Source organism: Mesorhizobium sp. M8A.F.Ca.ET.057.01.1.1 (assembly GCF_003952565.1).
Taxonomy (GTDB): domain Bacteria; phylum Pseudomonadota; class Alphaproteobacteria; order Rhizobiales; family Rhizobiaceae; genus Mesorhizobium.
In genome coordinates, this window is record NZ_CP034454.1 from 215,113 (window position 1) to 230,553 (window position 15,441).

15 protein-coding genes and 2 pseudogenes are annotated in these 15,441 nt (G+C 59.7%); 7 read left to right on the top strand and 10 right to left on the bottom strand.

What is annotated here, in order from left to right; all coding sequences use genetic code 11:
* The first annotated feature begins 493 nt into the window (after window positions 1-493).
* From EJ077_RS32675 to EJ077_RS00985, 7 genes and pseudogenes are all read left to right on the top strand, one after another.
* Window positions 494-1,111 (top strand): IS110 family transposase, encoded by a 618-nt coding sequence (locus EJ077_RS32675; protein WP_306462657.1) that lies wholly within the window; start codon window positions 494-496, stop codon window positions 1,109-1,111.
* A 16-nt stretch (window positions 1,112-1,127) separates the two neighbouring features.
* Window positions 1,128-1,313: pseudogene (locus EJ077_RS32680) on the top strand (IS110 family transposase); the annotation flags it as partial.
* The gene (locus EJ077_RS32685) at window positions 1,234-1,722 is read left to right on the top strand and encodes a hypothetical protein (RefSeq protein ID WP_306462659.1); all 489 of its coding nucleotides are present in this window, start codon (window positions 1,234-1,236) and stop codon (window positions 1,720-1,722) included. The pseudogene EJ077_RS32680 and the gene EJ077_RS32685, both read left to right, overlap by 80 nt.
* 980 nt (window positions 1,723-2,702) lie before the next feature.
* Window positions 2,703-2,984, top strand: a complete 282-nt coding sequence (locus tag EJ077_RS00970; protein ID WP_126057635.1) for an acyl carrier protein — start codon at window positions 2,703-2,705, stop codon at window positions 2,982-2,984.
* Window positions 2,985-4,193: a beta-ketoacyl-[acyl-carrier-protein] synthase family protein gene (locus EJ077_RS00975; protein WP_126057636.1), complete on the top strand. Its 1,209-nt coding sequence runs from the start codon at window positions 2,985-2,987 to the stop codon at window positions 4,191-4,193.
* A 762-nt stretch (window positions 4,194-4,955) separates the two neighbouring features.
* A pseudogene (gene nifA, locus EJ077_RS00980) lies at window positions 4,956-5,999 on the top strand (nif-specific transcriptional activator NifA); the annotation flags it as partial.
* Between the two features lie 582 nt (window positions 6,000-6,581).
* On the top strand, window positions 6,582-7,148 hold the full coding sequence (locus tag EJ077_RS00985) for a sugar O-acetyltransferase (protein ID WP_024505228.1): 567 nt from the start codon (window positions 6,582-6,584) through the stop codon (window positions 7,146-7,148).
* A 307-nt stretch (window positions 7,149-7,455) separates the two neighbouring features.
* Here EJ077_RS00985 and EJ077_RS00990 read toward each other — a convergent pair whose 3' ends face one another.
* The 10 genes from EJ077_RS00990 to EJ077_RS01035 all read right to left on the bottom strand — a co-directional run bounded on the left by EJ077_RS00990 (window position 7,456) and on the right by EJ077_RS01035 (window position 15,433).
* The gene (locus tag EJ077_RS00990) at window positions 7,456-8,349 is read right to left on the bottom strand and encodes an SIR2 family NAD-dependent protein deacylase (RefSeq protein WP_024505229.1); all 894 of its coding nucleotides are present in this window, start codon (window positions 8,347-8,349) and stop codon (window positions 7,456-7,458) included.
* A gap of 34 nt (window positions 8,350-8,383) precedes the next feature.
* Window positions 8,384-8,596: a putative nitrogen fixation protein NifT gene (nifT, locus tag EJ077_RS00995; protein ID WP_024505230.1), complete on the bottom strand. Its 213-nt coding sequence runs from the start codon at window positions 8,594-8,596 to the stop codon at window positions 8,384-8,386.
* Window positions 8,593-8,913 carry a nitrogen fixation protein NifZ gene (locus tag EJ077_RS01000; RefSeq protein ID WP_024505231.1) on the bottom strand — a complete coding sequence of 107 codons (321 nt, stop codon included), beginning with the start codon at window positions 8,911-8,913 and terminating at the stop codon, window positions 8,593-8,595. The genes nifT and EJ077_RS01000 overlap by 4 nt, the downstream gene beginning before the upstream one ends.
* A gap of 85 nt (window positions 8,914-8,998) precedes the next feature.
* Entirely contained in the window at window positions 8,999-9,193 is a 195-nt protein-coding gene (locus EJ077_RS01005; RefSeq protein ID WP_024505232.1) for a 4Fe-4S binding protein, read from the bottom strand.
* Between the two features lie 29 nt (window positions 9,194-9,222).
* Complete coding sequence (nifB, locus tag EJ077_RS01010) at window positions 9,223-10,704, bottom strand: nitrogenase cofactor biosynthesis protein NifB (RefSeq protein ID WP_208699258.1); 1,482 nt, start codon at window positions 10,702-10,704, stop codon at window positions 9,223-9,225.
* A 273-nt stretch (window positions 10,705-10,977) separates the two neighbouring features.
* Window positions 10,978-11,049 carry a helix-turn-helix domain-containing protein gene (locus EJ077_RS31555; protein ID WP_245467364.1) on the bottom strand — a complete coding sequence of 24 codons (72 nt, stop codon included), beginning with the start codon at window positions 11,047-11,049 and terminating at the stop codon, window positions 10,978-10,980.
* Between the two features lie 933 nt (window positions 11,050-11,982).
* Window positions 11,983-12,330 carry an alpha/beta fold hydrolase gene (locus tag EJ077_RS31710; protein WP_300980046.1) on the bottom strand — a complete coding sequence of 116 codons (348 nt, stop codon included), beginning with the start codon at window positions 12,328-12,330 and terminating at the stop codon, window positions 11,983-11,985.
* Between the two features lie 396 nt (window positions 12,331-12,726).
* Window positions 12,727-13,026, bottom strand: a complete 300-nt coding sequence (locus EJ077_RS01025) for a ferredoxin family protein (protein WP_024505235.1) — start codon at window positions 13,024-13,026, stop codon at window positions 12,727-12,729.
* A gap of 12 nt (window positions 13,027-13,038) precedes the next feature.
* Entirely contained in the window at window positions 13,039-14,343 is a 1,305-nt protein-coding gene (locus EJ077_RS01030; RefSeq protein ID WP_126080604.1) for an FAD-binding protein, read from the bottom strand.
* A gap of 10 nt (window positions 14,344-14,353) precedes the next feature.
* Window positions 14,354-15,433, bottom strand: a complete 1,080-nt coding sequence (locus tag EJ077_RS01035) for an electron transfer flavoprotein subunit alpha/FixB family protein (protein ID WP_208702881.1) — start codon at window positions 15,431-15,433, stop codon at window positions 14,354-14,356.
* Window positions 15,434-15,441 lie beyond the last annotated feature (8 nt).

The window sequence follows — 15,441 nt, forward strand, 5'->3', positions numbered from 1 at the left end:
CTATCAACCAGCGTCTTCGGCGGCCCCGACCTAGCTGGGCGTGGAATCTAATAGGGTGCACCTTTCCAGTCCGAGGCGACTGATGGGCGGTTTGATCCTAAGCTGCCGTGAGGCCTGTGCCAATTGTATCGGCGAGCCAATGCAGCAGTCCGGCAGCGTTTTTGAGAGCTGTTGTAGGCTCGGCCTAAGCCCATTGGCGCAAGCCTATCTGAACGAAGCGCTTGGCCTTGCCGCTATCCGGTATGTGATCTGTGGTGTCTTCTCGTCCTGCTGTTCTTGTTTTGGAACGCCCTTATGGTGAGCCCATCCGGGACGTGGGGCACCGGGAGCACAAAGGTGCAGGCAGGCCGTCAATAGACCGTGGGCTGAGAGCCCGAGCTCGTTACATGGCCGCCCCTGGCGACTTTCCCGGATGCGCTGCGAGCGCGGATCAGTAGATGTCGTGTTGCCCGCCAGCTCCCGTCTTTGACCGAGCCAAGAAGGAGGAACGGGCATGCTTATCATCGGACTGGATATTCACCGCGCCTTCGCCGAAGCAGTGGCATGGGAGGAGGGCAGGCTCAGGCGACTCGGCCGCGTCGACATGCGGCGCGATCTGCTGGCGGCGTTCGCCGCGAAGCTGTCGCCGAACGATGTCGGGGTGATCGAGGCCACCGGCAGCGCGACGTCCGCTGCAGCTGTGATTGCGCCGCATGTGAAGAAGGTGGGGATCGCCAAGCCGAAACAGGTGTTTATCGTTGCCTATGCCAAGATCAAAACGACGATCGACGCCGACGTTCTTGCGCAGCTCTATGCCAGCGGCTTCTTGCCAGAAGTCTGGATTGCGGACGAGCCGACGCAGGCTCTGCGTCGACAGGTGACACGGCGCAATCAGATTGTCCGACAGAGATCTCGATTGAAGAGCGTCATCCAGTCGATCCTTCATAGCCACCTGATCCGTCCTGCCCGCATGCCGACCTGTGCGGCGCCAAGGGTCGGACCTGGTAATCGAGCAGGTCGTACCGCAGGACGAGCGCCTCGCGATCGATGGGCATCTGCGCGAGTTCGACCGATTGGGCGAAGACCTCCAGGTCATCGAACGCGATCTTGTCCGCTCGGCTCTCGAGGATGAAGGCGTGAAGCGGCTGATGACCATTCCCGGCGTCGACATCACCGTCGCGCTGGCGATGAAGGGCGGCGATCGGCGACGTGTCGCGCTTCGACGATCCGCAGAAGCTCGTGACCTATCTCGGGTTGAACCCAAGCGTCCAGCAGTCCGGCCAGGTCCGGCCTACCATGGGCGGATCACCAAGCAGGGCCGTGGTCATGCGCGCGGCATGCTCGTCGAGGCGGCCTGGGCGGCCGCTCGTGCTCCCGGACCGTTGCGAGCCTTCTCCCTGCGGCGTGCGAGCCCGGCGCGGACAGCATGTCGCGGCCGTGGCAACCGCACGCAAACTCTCTGTCGTGATCTGTCATCTGTTGAGAAGGGCGAGAGTTACGCGTAGGCTCGACCCTCCCTGCATGCCAAGAAGCTTGCGCGATGTGGAACTCAAGGCCGGGAGCAAGGCTGTGCGCGGCCAAAAGGGAGCGCACGCCTACAACATAAAGAGCCACCGGGAAGAAGAGCGCCGCTGGGTGGAGCAGGCCGAGGGCGCCTATGCACGCCTCGTCGCCGGTTGGAACCCACGAGGTCCGAAGAGGGTAGGCACGGATGCCGCAAACCGGGCGCCCAGCTTGGCATAAGGGCTACGTGGCCTCAGGAAGCGTCGTCGCCAATGCAGACCATGGACGAATTCCCAGCCGATGCCGAGATGCCGGTCGACCGTGCCTGTCGCCGTCCGGTGATGCGATGCCCCCGAGCGGATGAGTTCGCCCCGGATGCTCCCGGTCACGACGCACGGGTTCGGGTTCCAAGGCGCTCAGTTTTGTTCGCGCCCAATCGGTGTAGGACGCGGCAGAAAATACGAGCGTGACGAAATCGGGAAGAATGATCCTGAAGCGGCGATTCGGTAGAGCCGGGTCAAACTATCCGACGAAATAAACGAGCACTGGATGGGCGGGAGAGCGTCGCGAACTGGAGGGCAAGAGCTCCCGGACGCAGCGTTAAGTTTGAATACCTCCGCGGACATGGTCGCGAGCTTATCGCGCAAATAATCGAGCAGCCGAGCGCCGGCCGCACTCATGACCGGCTGGGCTCGGTTAATCCTGCATGCCGCGCCCATGAGGTTGCGCTCTGTCGGGAGTGCGTCGAGCACAACGACGAGATGTAGTTCACGATCTTTGAAACGCGTGGTCAACTATCCAAAGTGTGGATGCCTTTCATCGAAACAAACGATTTCATCAATGTTCTGGAATCCTGCATGGGCAGAAGCACCTGACGCACACCGATGCCCCCACTGCCTCATGGCGTGGCGAGCGTCTTAAGAAACCGCCCGAAAGGAGATTTTTCATGCGCTCTACCGGGCAGTGGAGTGCTGGGAAAGGGAGTTGCAACTGACCGGGTCCGACTTCTTCCGAGCCTATGGACAGACTGGGAGACGCGCACGGTGTAGCGGCTCACATCGTCATACTGCACCTACGCCACACACCGGCCGGACCTGATCCGGCTTTATGAGCATTGGGCTTTGTCAGTTGCCCAAGCGTGATGGCTTTCGCGACGCGGCGCGCCTCAGGAACTGAGCCGCGTCCAGGTCGAAACGCGGGAAAGAAAGACAGGAAACAGAATGGCCGATCAATTCGCAACGGACGTCATTGCCCTGATCAAGAAACGCGCCGAGTCGGAGAGCGGTGAGGGAATGCCTACGTCATTCGTCGGCGAGATAACAATCGCCACGGAACTGGACGCGCTCGGGTTTGATTCGCTGGGTTTGGCGGACGTCCTCTGGGATGTGGAGCAGGCCTACGGCATCAAGATCGACATGAACACGGCCGATGCCTGGTCCAATCTCAAGAATGTCGGCGACGTCGTGGAAGCCGTCCGCGGCTTGCTTGCGAAGGAGGCTTGAATGGACAGGCGCGTCGTTATCACCGGAGTGGGCGGCCTGTGCGGACTGGGCACCGACGCCGCCTCTATGTGGAAAGAGATGCGCGAAGGCCGCTCCGCCATCGGCCCGATCGCCAATTCCGAGCTTCATGACCTGGAGGGCATGACCGGCGCTGAGATCAAGGCGCTGCCCCAGCACGACATCAATCGCAAGCAGTTCGTCTCCATGGCCCGCTTCAGCTTGCTCGCCGTGCTTGCAGCGCGCGAAGCCATGCGGCAGGCCGGACTTTCCTGCGACGAGGGGAATGCCCATCGCTTCGGCGCGACAGTGGGCGTCGGCGGCTTGGGCTGGGATGTGATGGAGGAAACTTACCGGGCCCTCCTTTTGGACGGCGCGAGGCGAGTTGGCATCCTCGCTGTACCCAAAACGATGCCAAGCGCCGCCGCCGGCCAGGTGAGCTTGAGCCTCGGCTTGCGCGGGCCGGTCTTCGGGGTGACCTCCGCATGTGCCTCGGCCAACCATGCGATCGCCTCGGCGGTGGACCAGATCAAGCTGGGCCGGGCCGACGTAATGGTTTCCGGAGGCAGCGACGCACCCTTCGCATGGGGCGTGCTGAAAGCATGGGAAGCAATGCGCGTGCTTTCACCCGATACCTGCCGGCCCTTCTCCGCCGATAGGAAGGGCCTGGTGCTGGGCGAGGGTGCGGGCATGGCCGTGCTGGAAAGCTACGAGCATGCCACGAGGCGTGGTGCCACAATTCTTGCCGAGATCGCCGGCGTCGGCCTTTCCGCCGATGCCTTCCACATTGCCGCGCCATCTGTCGAGGGGCCAGCGTCGGCGATGCGCGCCTGCCTTGCCGATGCCGGGCTGAATGCCGAGGACGTCGACTACCTCAACGCGCACGGCACCGGTACCAAAAGCAATGATCAGACTGAAACGGCGGCGATCAAGCGTGTGTTTGGAAACCACGCTTATTCGATGTCCATCTCTTCCACCAAGTCCACGCACGCGCATTGCCTCGGCGCAGCGAGCGCGCTTGAAATGATCGCCTGCGTGATGGCAATCCAAGAGGACGTCGTGCCGCCGACCGCCAACTATCGCGAGCCAGATCCCGCTTGCGACCTCGACATCACACCCAATGTGCCGCGCGAGCGCAAGGTGCGCGTCGCCATGAGCAACGCCTTCGCCATGGGCGGTACGAACGCAGTTCTGGCATTCAGGCAGGTGTAGAAGCCATGCAAGACGCCTCATTTGAGGTCACCTGTCGTATCTAGCTGCTTGAGGGGCGGGGCATTGTGATACAGGGAGAGCTGTGGGGTCCCTCCTTCTCGGCCTCGACGATGTGGAAGGAGCCTGTGCGGCGAAACGGGCTAGACGCCCCCAGGCCCAGAACTTGGGCGAAACCAACTCCCACCAAAGGACAGCCGGTTTAGTAGCCGAACAATGAAACCTCGCTCGACGAGCCGCCGTCTCTACTGTCTCCGGCCTCACGCGGTTGAAGCGAACAGCGCAGCAGCTACTGTTCCGCACAACTCGGATGGCAATTGGGACAAGTCCGCACATGTCGTCACGTACGCTGAACGCCGCAGGTACAGCCAAACTGGGGCGGGGCGTTTCTGCCGTTTTGATAGAATTCTATCAAACTGACAATTTTCCTTGCATAAATGCAAGGAGAGCTCGGTTGACTCCCCTCCTTTCTTGTCAAGGATGAGTTTGCAGGCTGCGGTGCGGCAGAAGCCGGACAGAACAGCGACCGGTCGAGTAAAGGCCTGCGCAAACCGCATATTGCGAGCGCCCGCGCGGAGGAAGACGCTCGTCCTGGTGAAAGGCAACGATGCTCAGGCGCCATTGCCATTTGCCGAGGGCGTCCGCGCGCCGAAAATTTCGAAGCAACAAAGGTGAGATCGAGAATGATGATGACGAAATACAACACAGCTCACCGTCCAGTGCAGTTCTACCGGCGGGTGGCGGAGTGGGATGGGCTGCCAAATGGAACGTAAAAAGATCAGCAAGGAGATGCTTGGCGATAGTCAGGCGCTGCGCAAGCTGCGTGAGCACCTTGTCAAGGTGGCCAAGGCGAAGACTACGGTCCTGTTGCGAGGTGAATCCGGAACCGGTAAGGAGCTGGTTGCCAAAGCCATTCACGAGCTCTCGCCTCGCGCCAAGCAGCCCTTCATCAAGGTCAATTGCGCGGCGCTCACCGAGACGCTTCTGGAATCTGACTTGTTCGGTCATGAGAAGGGTGCCTTCACCGACGCGAGCAGTTTGCGCAAGGGGCGCTTTGAGGCTGCCGACAAAGGCACATTGTTTCTGGACGAGATTGGCGAAATATCAGGTTCGTTCCAGGCTAAGCTGCTGCGTGTCCTGCAGGAGCAGGAGTTTGAGCGCGTCGGCAGCAACCACACCATTAAAGTTGATGTTCGCGTGATTGCCGCAACGAACAGGGACTTGGAAACGGCAGTTCAACGCAAGGAGTTCCGGCAAGACCTCTATTATCGCATCAACGTCGTCACTTTACGCGTGCCGGCATTGCGCGAAAGGCGAGGTGATATTCCGCTCTTGGCCGCTCAGTTTCTCAAGAATTTCAATACTGAGAATGATCACACGCTGACCTTCGCTCCCGAAGCGATTGAGGTGCTAATGAACTGCGAATTTCCAGGCAACATCCGAGAGCTCGAAAACTGCGTTCAACGGACGGCAGTTCTGGCGACGGGTCCATCAATCCTCAGAACTGACTTTGCCTGTTACGCGGATCAGTGCTTGGCCGCGGCGCTGTGGAAGAACGGACCGCCGACGTCAGAGAAGTCGACTACGATCCAGCCTTCCGCCGCCTGTGCCGCCCCGCCCGTCGGCGACGGGCAAGCGCCGATAGGCCCTGCCACGAGTCGTGGTAGGGTGCCCGATGCCGATACGGTCATTGCTGCCATGGAAAAGTGTGGCTGGGTGCAGGCAAAGGCGGCGCGCCTGCTCGGTTTGACCCCGCGCCAGATCGGCTACGTGCTGAGAAAACGCGGTATCGAGATCAAGCGTCTCTGAAACAACCCGCCGAGCAAGAGCTGGAGCAGGTCAAGCATTGGTGCTCTGGCGAGCCCATCGGCCAGGCTTACGAAGTGGGTGTGAACAGCGCTGCCAAGATTCCGGCCGTGTGCTTTCTACCACGTAGTCATACTGGGGCTCTGCGACTGACAAACTAAAAAGGAGTAATCCTATGGCTAGTAACTTCGCTCTACACCGCAAGGCAAATCAATTCGACGTGCCTGGATCCAGAAATAATCGATGTATTATTGGTGACACGCCAGCATGCGTAGAGGCGACGCGCAGATCTCCGCTGGCGGGACCTGGTCGATACATTAGCTGATGGCTTACCGCTCGATATCACGCAATCTGAGATGGGCATGAAAGTGAGTTCGACCGCTGGACAGTTGCCGACCTCGTCAGGTATTGGCCCCTGCGACCGGTTGATCTGCGATATCCAAATTCGCGGAAGTTGGTCGAGACGAAACTGTCGCCCCGGCTCGTGACCGACCGCGCGCCCGGCAAGACCGAGTTACAAAGTTGCCGAGGCAGTTTGATGTGCGTTCCTGCATCACTGTACGGGACACGACCTGACGGGAGACTATGATGCGTAGCCAAAAAGAAAAGATGCTCGCAGGCGAGTTTTACAATGCGGCGGATCCGGAGATCCAAGCTGACCTGTTGGCCACCGGGGCTTGGCTCAAGCGGTACAATGATACGCTGGGGCAGACCACGGGGCATTGGCATGAGCTTTTGTCCGAGCGGCTGGGAGAGGTTGGGCGCGGAACGGTCATCCGTCCGCCCTTTTTTTGCGACTACGGATTCAATATCCGCATTGGAGCCAATGCCTACATCAACTTCAACTGCGTTATTCTTGACGTGGTAGAGGTCAAAATCGGGCAAGGAACGGCAATTGGGCCTGCTGTGCAGATTTATACCGCCGATCATCCACATGATGCCGAGCAGCGGCAGGCCGGCCTGCAGGTCGGGCGTCCTGTTCACATTGGCAGCCGTGTCTGGATCGGCGGTGGAGCAATCATTCTGCCTGGCGTCACGATTGGTGATAATGCAGTGGTAGGCGCTGGCTGCGTGGTCACACGAGATGTTCCCGCCGGGGCAAAGGTAGTGGGAATTCCTGCTCGCGTGGCCGACCCACATAAACAGGCATAATCAACCTCGTTGACCCTGGAGGTGCATGCGAACTGTCGAAACTGTGCCGAATTTTTGTCGAAGCCATTGAGCGCTGCATATGTTGTCGCGACTCGGGCGCTTCAGTTCTTTTGCCACGGGGGTCACAAGATCATGTGCGTAATGCCGCCGCAACGTGCTCACGTCCCGCAGCAGCGGACCCTTTCACATCGCCCAACGAATTCAGAGCCTACGTTGTGCTGCCACTAGCATTACTACTCACGAATGTATTCCCAACTGAGTTTTCGCCCTTGGAGGCAAGCAGCGACTCACCAGCAATCGCCGGCCATTAATCCTGGCTAGCATCGACCCCGACGAGGCGAGCCGCGGCGTTGCGGATCGGCATGTCGATGACCGTGATTGCGCCTTCGGCAAGGAAACGACGTTCGTTTCTGGTCAGCGTAGCCGAATCGATCACCGCAAAATGTGGGCCAGTGGAGCGCTTCATCAGCTGTCTGGCATATGTGCGCAGCATCTGATCGTTGAAGCGGCAGCCCACGAAGAAAAAACCCCGGTTGACGCGCCGTTGCTTCACCGCGTCCGGGATCGGCGTCTGGATATCAATTTCGGTTAGGACTTCGACGTAATCGGAATCAGCCACGAGGAAGTTTGCCGCCGGCCTGACGCTGCCGTGCGGCGCATAGAGCACCGTCCTAGCCACTTGTTCGGCCTCGAGTTCTGTTCCTGACAAATCGTAAGTTCTCGTCCAGATGTTACCGATTCCGGTCGCGCGCGTCGTTCCTTGTATCTCGACAACGTCTGTTTGGCCGGCCTCTGCAAGGGCTGCTCGCATGGCGCCATCGTACCAGCTGTCGATGATGACAGACAGTTGAAGGGTTGCGAGCCAGGCGTGAAGAACGGTCGGCTCGGCGGGGGCTGCGAATATCTCCGCCATCCACGCTTGGAGAGTCCGACGATGTCGGCGCTGCTCGATAAACTGCGCGACCGACCACATATTGGTGCGAATCCTGGAAGGGGCAGGCGCCCGCTTGTTGAGGGCCGCGGCGACATCTTCAGGGGTGCAAGGTACAGGTGATTCCGGTGGGTTAAGCTGCAGAAGACCAGGACCGAGATAGGGGATCACTCGATCGGCCTTGAGAGCGCCGTTCAGCAGGTCAATCAGTTTTTTGGCAAAACTGCCCCGGACGACGACGAGATGGTCCCAGCTCAGCATCGTGTTCATACGCGTTTCCTCTCCGCCACTGAACCCACCGGCATCAGGCCCCGTCGGAAATCTTCATCGCCTCGACGGTGATCGGCAAACGCGTGTCGCGCGGAAGGTCGGGCAGCATGAGCCGCCAACCGTTCCTGAGCGTCACGGTCCCGCCCCATAAGTCAGCGTTCTCAATCTCGGTGATCGGCTCTTCGAGATCCTTCTTGGGGACATAAGCCGACAAGCCAGTAGCGGTCCTGCGAATCATTACTTTCATCCGGCTGTTCCCCCGTTGGAAATGCCTTCAGCTCCGCAGGGAACCTCGACTTTGTCGAGGCTAATGAGTTCGCGCGCTCGCATGCCGACGACCGTGCCACGATCGATCCATTCGACCGCATAGATGAAGAATTGCTGGAGAAAGGTTCCAATGTCGCGCACGTAGCCTTCGTCGCCCTTCCGCACGAGGTTTTCGCCGATCTCCTTGCCGGGATAGGTGCCGTCGTTTTTTATGTGGCGTATCGCACGGACCCGCTCACCCTGCATGAACCGTGGCGGTCTGCCGATTTCGACCTCCTGTTCGCGTCTGGACCACATGCTGTCCATTCCTTTCTCGAGGCTTTTGTTGTGGTCGCGGGTTGCAGGCGTCGTCGTGCGGCGAACCCGACCGTTTCGGTAGGAATCAAGCGGGAACGCAGGTTTTCGGTACCGGACAGACCGACACGCATTGCTGCGTATCGAAGGCCTCCTTGCATTCGGTGCACTTGTTTGGATCGATCACATAGGCGTCGCCCTTGAACTTGATCGCTTCCGAAGGACATTCGAACTCGCAGGCCCCGCATTGGGTACATTGGGATGCGATGATCTTTAAAGCCATTCTAACTCCTGGTTATCGGACGAGACGGCTCAGGCCGTCGCCGCTAGTGGTCTGATCCCAAACTCTGCCGCGTAAAGTGCGCTGACTGCGGTCTCGATGTAGTCATGGCCATAGGCGTCGGTTACGCGCAGTCCAGCTCGCGAGAGTTGTTCCTTCGGGCGATTTCCGATCTTGGCGCATAGCACTATGTGTATGCCTTCGAGCGCTGCGATGACGCCCTCGAGGATGGCTTCTTCGCCCCCGCCTCCGAGGCAATACCGCTCGACCTTCCGATGCCCGACCAAGCTGATCCCTCTAGGCGAGACTTCATAAACCTGGAATTCCTTCGCGTGGCCGAAGTGTTCGTTGACCCGTCCACCTCCCTTAGTGGCCACCGCAACCAGAAGCGACTTTTCGGAGTCTGTTGCCTTGACCATACCGATGGCCTCGCTCCTCGCCGCCTCATGATCACGGCGCTCGTGTGCGACCACCTGCCGATAGGCCTGACGCTTGCCAGCATCGTAGGCGACATCGTCGGGAATCCCGTCCAGCGTGAATTCCTGGCCACGATCTTCACCGAGCAGGCCGACAGCATCTGCCCGGCACTGCCGGCAGTGGCGCATCAACTTGGCGCCACCTTCAAGTCGATCCTGAAGAGCCATCATCTCCATTGCCGTTGGGCCGCGCTGCCCGATGAGTCCGTAGTGGGTACCGTGCGCCGGGTCCGAAATCAGAGGCATCACGTTGTGCAGAAACGCGCCCCGCTCCCTGACCATTTTGTTCACCTCAAACAGGTGCTGGTCGTTCACTCCAGGAATCATCACCGAGTTGATTTTGGTGAGGATGCCGCGCGCGCTCAGCATCTCCAGGCCCAGCATCTGCCGCGCGTGCAAGATTCGAGCGGCTTCGATGCCGAAGTAGCGGCGATTTTCATAAAAGATCCATGGATAGATCTTCGCGCCGACTTCCGGGTCGACCATGTTGATGGTGACCGTCACGTGATCAACATTCATTTCGGCAAGCTCGGCGACATGGTCCGGCAGCACGAGCCCATTAGTGGAGACGCACAGCTTTATGTCGGGGATTTCCCTGATGACGCGGTCGAGCGTTGCCTTCGTTTTCTCCCAATCGTAACAGGCATCCCCCGGCCCAGCGATGCCAAGAACCGAAAGCTGCGGAACTTTGTTGGCAACGGCGATGACCTTGCGTAGCGCTTGGTCGGGCGTCAACTTCTCAGACACAACACCAGGCCGGCTCTCGTTGGCGCAATCGTATTTGCGATTGCAATAGTTGCACTGGACATTGCAAGCCGGCGCGACCGCCACATGCATACGCGCGAAATAATGATGCGCTTCCTCCGAAAAGCAGGGGTGATCCTTGATCCTTTCCCAAATAGCCGGATCCCCTTCGCCCGGGCTGGTCGGCGACGAGCCGTAGGAGGACGATGCGCAGCCACCGGATTTCGCGGCTGCCAGAAAACCCTCGGATGTCGTGCTAGTCGGCCCCTCAATCGAAACTGTCGGTGAGGACATCAAACGGCTCCGTTGCTGGTAACGTCGCGGTTCAAGGTGCAAGAGCCATACCAACTGAAAAAAGCGGCTTCAGTTCACTATTCGGGTCGATATCGCATTGTGTCAGGCCGGCGCGACACAATTTTGTCCTGCTTGCGACAGTGCAAGTCCAAATCCGTTCAGAAGCACGAAGCACTCCTTGTCGCGCACAGGGCGCGCAAGACCACTGGCCTGACGATTGGCTCATCAGGCTCTTAGAATTTCCTTCACCTCGATACTATGCCGGCGTATCGCCTAGCCGACTTGTCGCAGCTTGAGGCCGAGAATTCGAGCCGCATTAGCCTGAACCCAGCCGGCCTTCTCCATTGTGTCGATCAGCCGTCACGCTCCGTCCGCCGCGGTCTCAGCCCCCGTCCGGCCGTATCGTTAGAATCGCAAGTGGCTATCTCGTGTTCAGGGGGCGCCGATGCGCCGAACCGGCATCGTGCTGGCCCGTGAGAGCTCGTCGATGACATTGCCACGTTCCGAAAGATTGGTTCCTTCCAGAGGAGAACGCCAAGCACGCAGTTCTCCGGCTCGGACGTTGCCGGGGAAATAGCATTGCGAGATCAGCTCAACTGCCGACGGCGCAAAGCCATGGTTCTCCATATTTCAAGGGTAAGCGCTGTGTCCTTCCAGGAGGACCCGCGATCTGTGGGCCTGCCGATTCTGAGGTGGATCGGAGATCGGCTTGTGTCTGAACTTGAACTTACGATTGACCCTGAGCGGCAGCCTCGGCGTTTTCGAGGGTGATCAACGGCGCTGTTGGTCGGCGGCATTGGTCGATGGACGACAAGGCACGGAGTCATTCCGAGACCCTGGAGCCGACGCGGTGATCTCGGAGGTTGCCCGGCGCTACGGGCTGCGGCCGCGGCGGAACGCTCGCAAGCTTGCGACGTCGGCAGGACAGGCCACTCCCGCCTAGTGGTTTCGGTGGCGCCACCGGAACGACCCGTTGGGCCTATCCGTGCACCAGAGCTCAAGGCCACGGCCTGAGAATCGGCCGCCGCTCACCCTACTTGGTTCCTCAGCCGACTGCGCTAAGAAGGAGAGCAACTTCCGTCGGCGCGAGGATCATTGCGTCGTGGCCAGTGGCGAGTTCCTGCCACGCCCAGCCATCCTGCTTCGCCACCCATTCTCGCGCTCCCGCCATCGGCGGGTGGAGTGGATTAGTGCAGACGACATAGGTTCGGGGTCTGCCGTTGCCGAGCGGGTGCTCGAGCTTAAGTCCGCTTTCGTAGGTGCCTGCCGGATGCGGTGTTATCCGGCGCCGCACCCAGTCCGTGAGCGAGTGTCCCTCGGGAATGCCGAATGCTGTTGGCGGCGGAGTCGGCATGAAGATACCCCGTCCTTCCTCCGCAACCAATTTTCGACGGGCCGCGACGATGTCGGGGGCATGGTGCTGAATACACTTTGACCGCTCTCGACGATGGCGCTGTCGAGATAAACGAGATGGCTGATATGGTCGGGTATCCGGTCGGCGGCGCCGGTGATGCTGATGCCGCCTAGACTGTGACCGACAAGGATCACATCGCTCAGCTCTTCCGTCACAATGTGGTTGACGATGTCGGTCACGAATGTGTCGGGCGTGATGTCCTTGCACAGCAAACGTGCGCGTTCGCCGACACCTGGTCGGCGTGGTCACGTGGCATCCCATCTTGCGAAGATTGGCAGCCACGTCCCGCCAACACCATCCGCCATGCCAGGCACCATGCACTAGCACATACGTCTTTGCCATGGGTTGTGCCGTTCCACTTGCTCACCGGCCGTTGTGGCTGCCATCCGGCACGATGGCCGGGCGTTGTCCCAAAGGGGCTCGACCACGTGACCGGTGGTAAGTCCGGCGCACAGGGCAGCGCCGTGGCCTGAGGACACCGCTAACGAGTCAAGGAAATTTGAATTGCGAAAGGCCAATATTCACTAGCTCTTTGCAAGTGGATGGAGAGGCTCATGGTGTGCCGCAGTTGCTCGCTGCCGGCATGCTCTTGGCACGGTCCCGGCTGATCATCCGAACTTGAACAGGACACCAAAGCCGCCGCGCGGATAGTTCCACTCGATGTCGCCGCCTTTCTCGCACAATATCCGGCAGGTGCCGCATTCCATGCAGCCGTCGGCGGTGATCTCGACTTGACCCTTGTCATTCAACTCATAGCATTTCGCCGGACAGACGTAGGTCAACGCAAGCAAGTTCGCGCTTGGCTTGTCGTGCGGTCGCACTATAATATGGGGGCGGCCGGAATCGACCAGATAGCGGTTCTGGTAAAGTTTGTCCTCGACACGAACCTTCGTCACTGCGATCGTCATCTTGTACCCTCTTCAGCGCCATGCCAATGCCAGGCGGACCGCGTCGCTGACCAACCCCCAGCGCGAGCGCGCGTTGATGAAGGCGGCCGTGGTGTTCTTTTCCTTCTCGATCTTCGGCGTGCCGTCGACACGCATGAAGTTCTGAGCGGCATGCGACATCAGCCGCGGATAGCTGTCAAAAAAGTTGCTGGAATTGGTGTGGAGCAAGGCTGGCATGTCCTTGTATTTCTTAAGATCCTTGATCACAAAGGAGTCATCCAGCATCGTCTTGTAGAGCGCAAGGTTCGCTTTGGTCATAGGACCGTTGCGGCTTTTGACTTTGATGATCGCCTCAGCCGCGACACGACCCGAGGTCATGGCAAGGTTCGAACCCTCACGGTGAATGGCATTGTTCAGTTGCGCTGCGTCGCCGACGATGACCCAACCGTCGCCGAAGAGCTGCGGAATGGCCTTGTAACCACCTTCGGGGATAAGATGGGCGGCATATTCTTTCACCTCCGAGCCAGCGATCAGCGGCCGGATCGAAGGATGGTTTTTCATCGCATCCAGGAGGGCGGACGGGCTCTCCATCGTCGCGGCGAAATCCGAGACCAGGCAGCCGATGCCGAGTGATATCGACTCCTTGTTGGTGTAAAGGAAGCCGAGCCCGGCCATGCTGCGAGAGATCGTGCCCACGGCCTCGATTACGCAGCCTTCATCGCCCTTGACCCCGAACCGCTGGCCAATGACCTCTTCGGGCAAGAAATGCATTTCCTTGACGGCAAGCGCCACGGTCTCCGGCTTCGGCATCTCGCGCAGGCCTGCGCGAGTGCCAAGCAATCCCGACACCCCTTCTGCGAGAACGACCACATTCGCGAAGACCACTCCGCCAGCCCGGTCTGTGCGGACGCCGATCACCTTGCCATTGCCATCACGGACGAGTTCCGTCGCGGTCGTCTCACACAGGACCGTCGCGCCAGCCTCGCGCACCTTGCGGGAAAACCATTTGTCGAACTGGGCGCGAATGATCGTGTAGCGGTTGGGTTTCGCCTCATTGAAGTCGTCCGACCGGTAATGAATTCCGGTGTGAGACGTGTCGTCCAACACCCAAAGTCGCTGTTCGACCAGGTGCCGCTCGAGGGGCGCATCATCCCGGAAGTCCGGGATGATCTTCTCCAGCATGTTCGCGTACATTATGGCACCCTGGACGTTCTTAGAGCCCGGATATTCCCCGCGCTCCAACTGCAGTACCTTCAGCCCCTGGCTTGCCAAAGTGTAAGCAGCTGCGTTTCCAGACATGCCGGCTCCGACCACTATGGCATCGAATTGTTCAATCATGTCCTCTCCCTCAACTCGCAAGCTTGTCTCGACTGTGCGGCGACAGCCGCCGGGTGAAGGCTTCCGTCAGTGCGGGCAGGAAGCGGATTGCATCCGTGACGATCCCGAGGTGGGCGAACTCGAAAATCGGCGCGTTCGGATCGGTGTTGATCGCGACGATGAGATCGGCCCCCTCGACCCCAACTCGGTGCTGGATGGCGCCGGAAATTCCGGCCGCGATGTAAAGCTTCGGTCGAATGGTCTTGCCAGTTTGTCCAATCTGTCGATCAGCCGGCATCCAGCCCTTCTGGACCAAGGGGCGCGAACAGCCATGCTCGGCGCCGATCGCTCGGGCAAGATTCTTCACAAGCTGAAGGTTCTCCGCCGCTCCGAGACCGAGGCCTCCCGCAACCACGACATCCGCATAGGCAAGATTTGCCATTGCCGACTGGTTATCCGGTAGGAAGCCGAGGACTTTGGTGACGATATCGTCCTCAACGAGCGACAGCTTGTGCCGCATGACACGCCCGACCGGCTTATCCACCCGTTGCGGCATAGGCATGACCCTTGGTCGCACCGTCGCCATTTGCGGCCGGTAATTTAGTGTATAGATCGTACACAACAATGAGCCACCAAAAGTCGGACGGGTCGCGGCGAGTGAACCGTCGGAATCTACATCAAGTTCGGTGCAGTCGGCCGTGAGCCCCGTCTGCAGGGTCGTCGCTACCGAGCCTGCAAGATCCCTGCCCAGTGTGGTCGCGCCGAGAAGGAGGATTTCGGGTTTATGGGTATTGACCAGATCCGTGAGCGCCTTGGCGAACGGCTCGTTCCGGTAGTCGGCGAGCGGCGGCGCATCGACGATGTAGACAAGATCCGCCCCGTAAGCGAAGGCCTCGGCAACAGCGTCCTCGACCATCTCGCCCGGCGGTCCCAGCACGACGCCCGCGAGCTGGACTTCAAGCTTGTCGGCCAATTTGCGGCCTTCGCCCAGCAGTTCGAATGATACAGGATGCACATTGCCGCGTTCGAGCTCGAGGAAGACCCACACGTGCCGGTAGTCTTTGAAATGGTCGGGAAGTTCTTTCTTTACACCGGCACGGCCGGGGGCAATGCGAGGGT